Origin of the sequence: Anaerococcus vaginimassiliensis, assembly GCF_900626155.1 — a bacterium.
GTDB classification, from domain to species: domain Bacteria; phylum Bacillota; class Clostridia; order Tissierellales; family Peptoniphilaceae; genus Anaerococcus; species Anaerococcus vaginimassiliensis.
Window position 1 is genome coordinate 20,846 of the sequence record NZ_LR130844.1, and the last position, 12,681, is coordinate 33,526.

Sequence of the window (12,681 nt, forward strand, 5' to 3'; positions counted from 1 at the left end):
TCCTATTTACTTACTTTAACCATAGCAGGTCTAAGTACTCTTCCGTTAAGTTTGTATCCTTTTTGGAAAGTTTCTATGATGTGATTTTCTTCTACTGAATCAGATTCTTCTGTAAGAACAGCTTGATGGAAATTGTGGTCAAACTCACATCCATCAGATTCGATTTCCTCTAATCCTTCATTTTCTAGAACCTTCATCAATTCTTTCCTCGTCATTATTACTCCTTCAACAAAGGCGTCATTTTCATCTGCCTTAGCTAGGGCTCTGTCAAGGTTATCAATTACTGGTAGAAGTTTTTCTATTAGTGCGCTTTGGGCAAATTTCTTAAAATCTGCCTTATTAGCTTCTTCTCTTTTCTTATAATTTGTAAAGTCTGCAAGAAGTCTTTGATAACTTTCTTGGTATTCATTCACCTTCTCGCTATCATCATTTTTTTCATCTTCGCTTTCATCATCGACGATTTCAGCTTCGATGTATTCTTCTTCATCCTCTATTCGTTCATCTTCTATATCTAAATTTTCATCTTTTTTGTTTTCTTCTGCCAAGACATTTACCTTCCTTTACTTATTTAATAAATCGGAAATCATATTTATACTTGCTATTACTTCTTTATAGTTAATTCTAGTAAGTCCGACTATACCAATCTTTCCTACAGTGTTTTCATCAATATCGAAGTAAGAAGTTATAACTGTTGTCTCCTTCAATTGCTCTATCGGGTTTTCCTCTCCGATAGTAATTACAAGACTCTCATTGTCAATATCTGACCAAAGATCTTTTATTATATCCTTACTATCAAAAAGTTTAATAAATTCCTTAGCTTTAGCCAAATCATCAAATTCTTTGAAATTGAAAATATTTCCAATTCCCTCAATTCTGACATCTCTATTTAACTCATCTTTAGCATTATTAGAAATCCTCTTTCCTACTATATCTATAAGTCTAATATAACTGTCAAGAATTTCTCCTCTAAGATTTTCTAATTTTGTAGGAATATCAGAAATATTTGCTCCTACAAGGTCTTTTCTTAGTATCTGATTTAATATATCTAAATCATCTTCATTTATCGGATAATCAAGAAATATCTGATCATTTAATATAAGACCATTATCAAATATAGCTATCAAAAGTAAGACATTCTCGCTAACTTTCATAAGTTCTATATTTATTATCTTAGAAACATCTTTCTTAAAACTTACAGAAACAGCCGTCAAATTGGTCATCTTTGCCAAAGTTTTTGTTGCAGTCTCTATGATGTCACTAGCGTTGTGGTATCTCTTATCCATTAGCCTTCTCATATTTTGTGATTTGTCACTATCAAAAGCACTGATAAGACCATTTTCTAAAAGATAATCGACAAACAGCCTATATCCTTTATCAGAAGGTAATCTGCCACTAGATGTATGAGCTTTCTTTAAAAGACCCTTCTTTTCTAGAGAACTCATATCGTTTCTAATAGTAGCCGGCGATACATCAAACGAGTAATCATCAGCTAAAGACTTAGAACCAACTGGCTCTCCCTTAAAAATGTATGAGTCAATGATAGAGAAAAGTATTTGCATTCTTCTATCTTTCAAAGCTTTCACTCCTTTAGCACTCTTTGCTCCCGACTGCTAAGATTAATATACTGAGTATAAATTTAATGTCAAGTCTTTTTTAAAAAATATTATTTTTTCTTATTTGCGAGGAATAATATTTGAAGAATTACTTGTTAATTTTAACTTTCCATAAAAATAACAAAAATATAACCAGCGCTTATTATATAAGGCTGGCTATTTATTTTATCTGTATTTCTTATTTATATTTATAGAAACCTTGTCCAGTTTCAATTCCCTTATGACCCTTTCTATCCATCTCTTTTAATTTTAAAACTGCTTTACCAATTGGAGAATTTGGATCACTTGCCTCAGGTCTTCTGCTGATAATATTTAATACTGTTGTTATTCCAACAATATCTATTATTTCAAAAGGTCCACGAGGTGAACCTGTACCAATTTTCCAGTCCATATCAATATCTACCGGATCCGCAACGTCATCTCCATAAAGCGTTAATCCAGAATAAATAACAGGAACTAGAATTGAGTTAAGTATATAACCTGGTTGTTCCTTTTTAATGACTGCTGGATACATTCCAATATTTTTCGCAAAACCTATGACAGTTTCAAAAGCTTCATCACTTGTTTTGTCGTGTTTCATAACTTCTGCTAAATTTTGTCTGTGAATGTTATTAGCAAAGTGAAGGCTTAAGAATTTTTCTTCTCTACCTGTATATTCTCTAAATGTTGAAGGCAACAAGGTTGATGAGTTAGTTACAAGTATAGCATCATCCTTTAAGTAAGGAGCGATTTTTTCATAAAATGCTTTCTTCTCATCAACTATCTCTGCTATAGCCTCTATAACCAGGTCTGCATCTGAAAAAGCTTCTTCTAAATCTGTAGTATATTTCATTCCTTCATAAACTTTTTCATTAGTTTCTTTTAGCTCTTCTATCCTACTTATATTTATTTCTTCCTTATCTTTGAAAAATGATCTAGGATAATCCGGATTTTCTGCTCCGATGTATTTTACTGCAAGGTCTAGTTCTTTAGCATATACGCTATGTATATGTTCTATTCTTGGCTTTATTCTTTCTATAGAATCATCTCTCCTACCCCAAATTGTTACATTAAATCCATGAAAAGCAGTGATATAAGCTATCTGCGCACCTAATACACCGCCGCCGGCAATCGTTACATTTTTAATCATAATAAACTCCTTTATCTTACTCTTATTAATCTACCCAATTTTTAGAATTTAAGTCATAATTTTAGTAGTTTTATATTATTTCAACAAAAAATTCATTAGATAAAATCATGCCTTTTTTTGTAAAAGAAAAGTGTGAATTTATTTCAAAAAAATCTTGATCTTTAAATTTGTCTATAGTTTTTTGATATTTTTCTAAAAAATCACAGCCAAATTTTTCCCTAAATGTTTCTAAATCGATCCCTTCTCTTTCTCTTAGCTTAAAAATTATATATTCTTTTTCGCGCTCATCAAAGCTTATAAATTCCCTAGCTTCTATTGGATATTTACCACTTTTAATTAACTTATCATATTTTACAAAGTTTCTAACATTTGTGTATCTTGCATTTGATAGAAAACCTGCAGCGGCAAGCCCAAATGAAACATATCCATCTATATTCCAATATTTTTTGTTGTGGATAGATTCTTTATTTTTCCTAGAAAAATTAGATATCTCATAGCGACTTAGCCCTAACTTATCTAACTCATCTACTATAAAAGAAAAAATATCTACTTCAAGATCAGTATCCATGAGCTTTAACTCACCCTTCTGGTCTAAATTATAAAAAAGAGAACCCTTATCTAGGATTAGCGAGTACCAAGAAATATGGTCTGGTTCAAGTTTTTTAACCATTTCTAAGTCTTTTTTTACAGAATCAAAATCCTGACCAGGAAGGTTTAACATCAAATCGAAAGAAAGGTCAAAGTCAAATTCCTTAATCAATAAAATATCATTTATAGCAATCATCGAGGTGTGATTTCTACCGATATTTTTAAGAACTTTATCATCGAAACTTTGAACGCCAAGAGAAATCCTAGTTACTCCAAGTTTCTTATAAGTTTCAATTTTATGCCTATTAATAGAGTTTGGATTGCACTCTATAGTAAATTCTTTAATATCAGTAGGAAATTTCTTTATTTCTTCTACAATTTTTATAATATGCTTATCATCTATGTATGAAGGTGTTCCTCCTCCAATGTAGATGCTATCAATAACAAGATCCATATTTTTCCTATACATCTGTATTTCTTTTATTAAATTGTCTATATACCCGTCAATCCAACCTTCAAGATTAGAAAATGCAGCAAAGTCACAATAATAACATTTTTTCTCACAAAAAGGAATGTGGATATAACAACCTACTTTTTCCATAACTACTCCTTACTTGTATTTTACTCCAAAGAAAAAAGATGAGCTGAACTCATCTAATCTTTGTTTCAACTATTATAAAACTCGCATCTCGTAAAATTTCTAAGTTTATCTTATCGTTTGGATTAGCTATAATTAAATCTCCACCAATATATAACTTTGATTCATACTGAATCATTCCGTTTTTTACAAAAATAAGAATATTAGAAAAATCGCTATTTAAGGTTAAGCTTTTACCTTGAGGTAATTTTTTTTCAGATATCATTTGATTAGAGTTTGATGAATCTATTATTGAGTCATTAACTTTTGATTTCTCCTGTTTTTTCTTATTTTCTAGGTATTGATCGTAATCTTCTTTTGATAAAATATATTCATGGGTTACTTCCATTGTTCCCATGTTAGTTTTTACCAAATGAGAAGAAAAATACTTGTAGTTAAATTTTTTGTGGATATTTTTAGACTTGAAATTACCTCTAAAATGCCCACCAACAACTGCATCCAAACCTATATCATTGAACAAATAATCTAAAACAAGCTCCAAGGATTCAGTCATAAGATATTGTCTGTGAAAATCTTGAGATAATACAAATCCTATCTCAACTGCCCTCTTATCATTTAAATCCTCAAAAAAATCTTCATCATAAGGATGAATACCTATAGAACCAATAACTTGACCGTCTTTTTCTATGGCTAAAATATTTTTATCTCTAATAAATTTATCTAATATTTTCTTACTATCTTCTATAGACTCATGATGAAACCAACCTGCAGATTCTCCAAGTCCTGGAGTTTTTGCATAAAGGTAAAAATCTTCTAGGTCATCTTTTTTGAAAGGTCTTAGCCTTATCCTATCACCTTCAAGAGTTACATCACTTACATCAAGTTTAATATTCATATAAATCTCCTATGTAAAGGCGACCTATTTAAATTGCCGCCTTTATAACCATCAAGTCGCTATCTTCTATTGCTTTTAGAGCATGGGTTTCATCAGGATTCAATACAATAATATCTCCAGGGATAATTATTTTATTGCTATCTTCACCAGAAAAATCAACCTTGCCCTTATAAATCACGACAATTACACTCTTATCCGACTTATGACTTGGTATTTCCTCGCCACTTTTTATTTGTAGGTGAGTTACTTGTAGCTTATTCTCATCTACAAGGTGTTCAAATTTTCCATCTAGTATATTAGCGCTTATTTTTTTCATATATCCTCCTATAAAAATTCATGATTATGAGCTGCCATAAACATAGTTTCTTTTTTCTTATCATTTAAGTCAATCATAATATCTTTATCATCAACTCCAAGTTGTCTCAAAGTCACGATATTATCTAGCAAAAATTCATTGCTACCAACAACATAAAATATAGAATCCTTAACTTCCATTTCCCTAAGCATACCAAAGAAGTTTGCTCTGGAATCTACCCAAACTTGCCTAAAGATACTATCGTTTATTGTTGAAACCTCACTTTCAAACAAATGATTATCTTTTCTACTTACATTTATGCTTAAAAGTTCAGGTATACCACTTTGATCTTTCTTAAACTTATTGATTAAAGGCCTCATTGTTGTAAAACCAATACCCATAGATAATAGAACGATAGGTCTGTCTTCTCTTCTAAGTTTCATGTGAGATCTAATTTTGAAGAACTCTAGATAATCACCAACCTTTTTCTCTAATAAGGCCTTCTTAAATTCTGACTTTCTGATAGAAAATTTAGTTGTAAAATTAACAGTATCTTCATCATCTAGAGTATTGATGCTTAAGTGATGGACAAGTTTCTTGTTAACTTTTCCTCCATCATTAAATCCTGGTATAGCTAAATGAAAGCTTGATCCTTCATCCCACACCATACCTTCGGGTTTTTCCAGAGTATAGGTTTTTACATTCTTATACTCATCTTTTATATCTAAAATTTTAACCTTATAAATTATTTTATCTGAATTTTCCATACTAGCTCCTTATTGATAATTAATATCATTATACTAGACTTATACCCAATTTTAAGTTTTATTTTTATATCTATAGAATATTACTAACTCTTTTCCTTAATTCTGGAACTATCTTTTCTTCAAAAAAAGGATTTTTGGAAAGCCATCTGTTATTTAGAGGGCTTGGATGCACTATTGGAAAATATTCTGGCAAATATTCTTCAAAAGATTTTACAGTTTGAGTTAAGTTTTTCTTAAAATTATCCTTCAAATAATACTTTTGAGCATGGGCGCCTACTAGAATGGTTAGTTCAATATTAGAAAGCTCTTTTAGTAAAATTGGGTGATATTCATTTGCTATAAACTTTCTAGGTGCCTTATCTCCAGTCTTGGCCTTGCCAGGATAATAAAAATCCATGGGTATAATAGAAAATTCTTTCCTATACAAGGTATCTTTTTCTATGCCAAGCCAGTTTACTAGCTTATCTCCACTTTTATCATCAAATAATATTCCTGTTTCTTCAACCTTTTTACCTGGAGCTTGACCAATGATTAATATTTTAGATCCTTTATTTAGTTGAAAGATTGGTTCTTTCCCTCTTTTTGTATATTCTTTGTTACGAGGATCATTTTTTATAACTTCTTTTATTCTATTGATATCCATTAATTTCTCCATTTAAAAGAAAAAGCAATCACTAGGATTGCTTAATTCTTATTCATCATCTAATTTTAATACTGCTAAGAATGCATCTTGCGGAACTTCTACGTTACCTAGCTGGCGCATTCTCTTCTTACCTTCTTTTTGTTTTTCAAGAAGTTTTTTCTTTCTAGAAATATCTCCACCATAGCATTTAGCAATAACATCTTTTCTAAGTGCCCTTACTGTTTCTCTTGCTATAATTTTACCACCAATTGCAGCTTGTATTGGCACTGCAAATTGCTGTCTAGGGATTTCATCTTTTAGTTTTTCTACTATTCCTCTTCCTCTATTGTAGGCACTATCTCTGTGAACAATTAGTGATAAGGCATCTACATTTTCATCATTTATTAGAATATCTAGTTTTACAAGGTCAGATACTTGATAACCTGTTAGTTCATAGTCCAAGGATGCATAACCTTTTGTCCTAGATTTTAGAGAGTCAAAGAAATTGTATATTACTTCATTTAGTGGAATTTTATATTTTATAGAAACCCTATTTTCATCAATATAGGTCATATCTATTAACTCACCCCTCCTTGATTGGGCAAGTTCCATGATCTGTCCTATATATTCTTTAGGAGTTATTATTTCAGAAGTTGTTATTGGTTCTTCTATATACTCAATTTCAGTTGGATCTGGGAAATCATTAGGATTTTGTAGTTCTACAATATTATCCTTTCCCTTTAGTTTTAAATCGTAAATAACTGACGGAGCTGTAGCTATAATATCTAGGTCATATTCTCTTTCTAATCTTTGAGTAATAATATCCATATGAAGCAGACCCAAGAATCCTGCTCTTAGTCCTACACCCAAAGCTTGGGAGTTTTCTTGCTCAAACACTAGTGCTGCATCATTTACTTGAAGTTTTTCTAGCGAATCTTTTAGTTTATTAAAACTTTCTCCCTCAGCTGGATATATACCAGAATAAACCATAGGAAGAACTTCTTTATAACCAGATAATGGCTTGTCCGTAGGGTGACTTACGCTTGTTATAGTATCACCAACTCTAGCATCTTTAACTTCCTTGATACTTGCTTCTATAAAACCTACGTCACCACTTCTTAATTCCTTGGTGGCAATTCTTTTTTTCATAGTGTAGCCTATGGTGTTTACTTCATATTTTTTGCCAGTGTTCATCATTACGATTTCATCGCCTGGTCTTACAACACCTTCAAACACCCTTACATAGCAGATTACCCCTACGTAAGAATCATAATATGAATCAAAAATAAGAGCCTTAAGTGGTTTATCATCGTGATCTTCAGGAGCTGGAACATTTTTTACTATATCTTCTAATACATCTTCTACATTTAGACCAGTTTTAGCGGAAATTTGTGGGGCATTTTCGCAATCTAAGCCTATCTCATTTTCTATTTCTGCCTTTACTTCATCAACCCTTGCAGATGGAAGGTCAATTTTATTTAAAACAGGTAAAATCTCCAAATTTTGTTCAAGGGCAAGATAAGTATTAGCTAGTGTCTGTGCTTCTACACCTTGGCTTGCATCCACAACTAATATTGCACCCTCACAAGCTTTAAGGGATCTTGATACTTCGTAGTTAAAGTCAACGTGTCCTGGTGTATCTATCAGATTTAGGTCGTAAATATTCCCATCATTTGCCTTGTATTGGATTTTGATTGACTTTAATTTTATTGTTATTCCTCTTTCTTGCTCAAGCTCCATGTCATCTAACATTTGACTGGACATCTCTCTTTTGGAAATAGCTTGACTTTTTTCAATAAGTCTATCAGCTAGGGTACTCTTTCCGTGGTCTATGTGAGCAATAATAGAGAAATTTCTAATATTTTCTTTTTTCTTCATATATCTCCTTTATTCATTGTCTGGATATGGATTATGATCTATCAAACCAAACCTATTAATAGGATAAAATCTTACAAAAGCATGTCCTACTAGTCTTTCTTTTTCAATAGGACCAAAGTTTCTTGAATCATTGCTCTCGCCTGGCAGTCTATTATCTCCCATGACAAAGTATTCATTTTCACCAAGTGTCCATTCACTTAATTCTCTTGTAGGATAGGTCTCATTAATAGAAGTGTAATTTTCAGTAATCTTCTCATCATTTACGTAAACATCACCATCTATAAGTTTGATAGTATCGCCTTTTTCACCTATAACTCTTTTGACATATAATTTCTTAGGATCATCAGGTGCTTTTAATATAACTATATCTCCTCTTTCATATCCCCTAAACCTACTTCCAATCTTATCTACTAGAAGTATATCGCCGTTATGTAGGGTATTTAGCATTGAATTTCCGGAAACTTTTGTAGCATCGACTATAAACATTTTTATAAAGATAGTGATTATTAAAGCAATGGCGATTGTCTTTACCCAATCCCATACATCATAAAGAATGTCATCTCTCTCTTTCATATTGTTATTTGAACTCATAAAAACCTCTCATTCACTTTTAAATTATAACCCATATTCTCAATTTCTTCAAAGAATTTGACCTAACTTTGCTAAAATACCTTGTATAAAAGATTAATTTATGGTAAAATGTATCAGTCGAACAAAAATGTTCGGGAAAGAGGTGAATGTTAATGGCAAATATAAAATCTAGTAAAAAAAGAATTGATGTAGCTAAAAGAAATACAGAAAGAAATAAAGCTAGAAAATCAGAAATCAAAACACTTATCAAAAGATTTGAAGCAGCTGTAGAAGAAAAAGACGCTGAAAAAGCAACAGCATACTTCAAAAAAGCAGATAAGAGATTAAAACAAGCTGAAGCTAAAAATGTTATGCACAAAAACAAAGTTGCAAGAACAACATCTAAACTTGCTAAAGCTTTAAATGAATTAAATGCCTAATATAAATGAGTGATAATCAGTATCGGATCCTCACATATGTCTACTGATAATCACTCATTTTTTATTTGCAAAATTTGCCTATTAAAATTGTAAGAGCAAGATTCATATCAAATACTCCACTTTTTTGACTAACTTCCATGTCATATAAATAATCATGAAGGTCAAACAAATCTTCACTAGAGAAATTATTTACAAAGCCCCTTAGCTTTCTAAGTTCGAAAGGTGAAATAGATAGTGATTTTTGAATGAAAGAATCATTAAATCCTTTTAAGCTAAGTTCCTTAATTCCAATCATATTTCTCACCTGTCTTATAATCATATGATAGACCATAAACAAGTCTTCCCCACTTTTTTTCATAGAAAGATATATGTTCATTGATTTTTTCTTATCCTTAGTAGAAAGAGCATCAGTTAGATTGAAAATATTTAAATTTAATATCTCATCTAGTTGGCTATCAACATCTTTTTTTGTAACAATTTCATCTGTCGAATTTGCTATTATCTTCTCAACAGTATTTACAACATCATAAAGCTTTATCTCACTATCTCTATTAAGGTAGGAAAATCTCTCAATTATATCATTGACGAGCGATTTTTGAATTTTCTTACCAGCTCTTGTAAATCTCTTGCCAATAAAAGATGCCAATTCGGTTTTATTTAGCCTATCTATTTTAACAACAGATTTTTTCTTATCTAAAGCCTTGTAAAATTTCCCCTTAAAGGGTGGATTGTCTGAAAATATGAACATCGTTGCATATTCTGGAAAGTCGTCTATATCTTTTAATATTTTATCTAACATATCCTTATAGCCTTTGATAGAATTTTTAGATAAGTCGATATTTCTCCAAACTATTACCTTCTTATCTTCCATAACTGGATATGTCTCGATAGAGTTTTTGATTGTTTCATAAGAACAATCGCCTTTGATATCTATAAAGTTAAAATCTTTGATACTTACAAGATCGCTTGCTTCTTTTATTATAGAGTCTGTCAAGAAATCTTCTTTTGAATCAAATAAGTAGATTCCTGAAACATCTTTATTTATAAATTTTTTCATAAATTCTATATAATTCATCTAAAATATCCTCCCTTTAGGTATGTATTTATTTTAAAATTCTTAGTAAAATCTATCTCAACTAATCCATCATCTTGGGTGTTATAAATAAGTCTGTCCGATACATTTTTAAGAACTTCTTCATTCGGATGACCGTATTTATTATTTCTACCCGCTGATATCAGCACAATTTGTGGATCAATTTTTTCTATAAATCCTCTATCAGACGACGTTTTTGATCCATGGTGGGATAATTTTAAAATATCTGATTTTTTATCTATTTCTCTTTCATATTCACTTGGCAAATCGCCCAAACTTAAAATCCTAATTCCCTTTATATTTATGAGAAGCCCAAGAGAATTAGCATTTTCTTCTCCGTCGCTACCTTCGTATATACATTCTACATACCCACTCGATAAGTTTATTTTATCGTTTTTATTAAGAACTACAGGCTTATATTTCTTAAGTCTTTCCACATTCAATTTATTTGAATAGATATTATCAACTTTGAAATTTTCACAAACTAAATCTAGATTTCCCATATGATCATTATCCTCGTGGGAAATGAAAATTCCCTTTATATTTTTTATTCCCAAACTCTTTAGGTAGGGAACTAAAACTCTTTCTCCAGAATTGTATGTCTTATAATTTGGCCCACCAACATCAATTAAGTAATATTCTCCCCTATCATTTATTAAAAAACTATCTCCCTGCCCTATGTCAATCATTTGATAGCTTATTTTATTAAAATCGCTAACTAGTGATAATATAAGAATTATAGCTGATACCATAAGCAAGTTAATATTTCTTTTAATAAGTTTTCTTTCAAGATTAACTAGTATTAAAACTAGCAAAAATCCATACAAGGCGAGTAGAAAGTTTGTCTTTTTAAAATCAATTACTGAAATATTAACCTTAGATAAAACAGCAGTTATGTTTAACATTGACCTTACCAAAAAATCTAGACTAAGAAAGCCTATTTTTAAAAATGCTTTAAATAAAGGACTAAAAAGCAGCACTATAAAAATAAGATACATGGAAATATTAAATATTGGTAGTACTAAAAAGTTTGCTAATATCGTCAATATGTTAATTCTTCCAAAGTAATACACTAAAAAAGGAAGAATACCTAGTTGGATTGCTAAGGTAAAAATAAATATTTTTCTAAAATAAGTTTTGCCAAATTTTCTCTCAAATTTTGGATATATTAGTAGGATTGAAAATGAAGCCACAAAACTTAATATAAATCCTGTGTTTAATATGGCAAAAGGATTAATAAGTAAGATTAAAACTGCTATTATAAGGGTTGCTTTTATTTTATCAAAAGGTTTTTTATATAAAAAGGCAAGGTAGCCTATGATATTTACCCCTATTACTCTAATAACAGAAAATGGAAAAGCAATCAAATACCCATATACCAAAGCTAAAATAAGGGCAAAAGAATATGAATACTTATAATTTATCCTTAACTTTCTAAGTATAAAAAGAATAAAGGTAAATAAAAGATCTATATGTAAACCTGACACTGCTAGTATATGGCTAAGTCCCAAATCTCTTATAGAATTATCATCTACAATGTTTTCTCCAAGTACAACTGATATGCAAAAATCAGCTGCTCTTTTTGACATATTGTTTTCAAAAACCTTGTGGACATAAGTATAAAAATCATTCCTCAATTTTAGACCTAAATTATGAGAATTATCCTTTTTATAAATCTTTTTAATCTCTGTTTCAGAAAAGATTTCTTTACTAGAAAGATATTTTCTATAGGAGAATAAATTAGGGTTTGTATTTGTTTGAGGAGATTCAAAGTCAGCTTTGGCTAAAAATACTTCACCTATGCTTAAATCAGCTTCCATAAAGCTAACAGTTTTTTCGTGTTTTTTATTATTTTCAAAAAGCAAAAAGTACCTATAACCTTCTTCCATTTTCCTTTTTTCATAGACAGTAAATTTATAGGTATCAGGCTTATAAAGCCTTAATTCTTTGTTATGAAAATTAACCTTTGCTGATAAAAATGTTATAGCAAAGGCTAAGAAAAAGTATATGAGCTTGGAATTTTTAACATAAAAAATAAATCCTAGTCCAAATGATAAAAGGATTATTGTAAATATATTAATTTGCTCAAAACTTATGAAGGCTCCAACAGCCGCCATCATTCCAAATAAAAATAATAAAATACTTTTTCTCATAATTTCCTCTTAATTCATTATATCATATGATATAATGAAA

At 30.4% G+C, this 12,681-nt stretch carries 13 protein-coding genes; 1 reads left to right on the forward strand and 12 read right to left on the reverse strand.

Features of this window, described 5'->3' with window-relative positions:
• Positions 1 to 2 precede the first annotated feature (2 nt).
• The 10 genes from grpE to lepB all read right to left on the reverse strand — a co-directional run bounded on the left by grpE (position 3) and on the right by lepB (position 8,976).
• Positions 3 to 545 carry a nucleotide exchange factor GrpE gene (gene grpE / locus E0D87_RS00145; RefSeq protein WP_130818848.1) on the reverse strand — a complete coding sequence of 181 codons (543 nt, stop codon included), beginning with the start codon at positions 543 to 545 and terminating at the stop codon, positions 3 to 5.
• Between the two features lie 15 nt (positions 546 to 560).
• Complete coding sequence (hrcA, locus tag E0D87_RS00150; RefSeq protein ID WP_130818849.1) at positions 561 to 1,574, reverse strand: heat-inducible transcriptional repressor HrcA; 1,014 nt, start codon at positions 1,572 to 1,574, stop codon at positions 561 to 563.
• Between the two features lie 217 nt (positions 1,575 to 1,791).
• The gene (locus E0D87_RS00155; RefSeq protein WP_130818850.1) at positions 1,792 to 2,745 is read right to left on the reverse strand and encodes a 3-hydroxyacyl-CoA dehydrogenase; all 954 of its coding nucleotides are present in this window, start codon (positions 2,743 to 2,745) and stop codon (positions 1,792 to 1,794) included.
• Between the two features lie 67 nt (positions 2,746 to 2,812).
• Positions 2,813 to 3,931 (reverse strand): radical SAM family heme chaperone HemW, encoded by a 1,119-nt coding sequence (hemW, locus tag E0D87_RS00160; RefSeq protein ID WP_130818851.1) that lies wholly within the window; start codon positions 3,929 to 3,931, stop codon positions 2,813 to 2,815.
• Positions 3,932 to 3,980: 49 nt separating this feature from the next.
• Positions 3,981 to 4,823 carry a GNAT family N-acetyltransferase gene (locus E0D87_RS00165; protein WP_130818852.1) on the reverse strand — a complete coding sequence of 281 codons (843 nt, stop codon included), beginning with the start codon at positions 4,821 to 4,823 and terminating at the stop codon, positions 3,981 to 3,983.
• A 28-nt stretch (positions 4,824 to 4,851) separates the two neighbouring features.
• On the reverse strand, positions 4,852 to 5,139 hold the full coding sequence (locus tag E0D87_RS00170; protein WP_130818853.1) for an AraC family ligand binding domain-containing protein: 288 nt from the start codon (positions 5,137 to 5,139) through the stop codon (positions 4,852 to 4,854).
• An 8-nt stretch (positions 5,140 to 5,147) separates the two neighbouring features.
• Positions 5,148 to 5,885, reverse strand: coding sequence for a ferredoxin reductase domain-containing protein (locus E0D87_RS00175; RefSeq protein WP_130818854.1), 738 nt, complete (start codon positions 5,883 to 5,885; stop codon positions 5,148 to 5,150).
• Positions 5,886 to 5,955: 70 nt separating this feature from the next.
• Positions 5,956 to 6,528 carry a uracil-DNA glycosylase family protein gene (locus tag E0D87_RS00180; protein ID WP_423190620.1) on the reverse strand — a complete coding sequence of 191 codons (573 nt, stop codon included), beginning with the start codon at positions 6,526 to 6,528 and terminating at the stop codon, positions 5,956 to 5,958.
• A 48-nt stretch (positions 6,529 to 6,576) separates the two neighbouring features.
• Positions 6,577 to 8,385 (reverse strand): translation elongation factor 4, encoded by a 1,809-nt coding sequence (gene lepA / locus E0D87_RS00185; protein WP_130818856.1) that lies wholly within the window; start codon positions 8,383 to 8,385, stop codon positions 6,577 to 6,579.
• A gap of 9 nt (positions 8,386 to 8,394) precedes the next feature.
• Positions 8,395 to 8,976, reverse strand: a complete 582-nt coding sequence (gene lepB, locus E0D87_RS00190) for a signal peptidase I (RefSeq protein ID WP_207278242.1) — start codon at positions 8,974 to 8,976, stop codon at positions 8,395 to 8,397.
• A gap of 152 nt (positions 8,977 to 9,128) precedes the next feature.
• Between lepB and rpsT the strand changes: the two genes are divergently transcribed.
• Positions 9,129 to 9,395 (forward strand): 30S ribosomal protein S20, encoded by a 267-nt coding sequence (rpsT, locus tag E0D87_RS00195; protein ID WP_130818857.1) that lies wholly within the window; start codon positions 9,129 to 9,131, stop codon positions 9,393 to 9,395.
• Between the two features lie 61 nt (positions 9,396 to 9,456).
• Here rpsT and holA read toward each other — a convergent pair whose 3' ends face one another.
• Complete coding sequence (gene holA / locus E0D87_RS00200; protein WP_130818858.1) at positions 9,457 to 10,470, reverse strand: DNA polymerase III subunit delta; 1,014 nt, start codon at positions 10,468 to 10,470, stop codon at positions 9,457 to 9,459.
• The gene (locus E0D87_RS00205) at positions 10,467 to 12,641 is read right to left on the reverse strand and encodes a DNA internalization-related competence protein ComEC/Rec2 (protein WP_130818859.1); all 2,175 of its coding nucleotides are present in this window, start codon (positions 12,639 to 12,641) and stop codon (positions 10,467 to 10,469) included. Before E0D87_RS00205 ends, holA begins: the two co-directional genes overlap by 4 nt.
• Between the last annotated feature and the right edge of the window lie 40 nt (positions 12,642 to 12,681).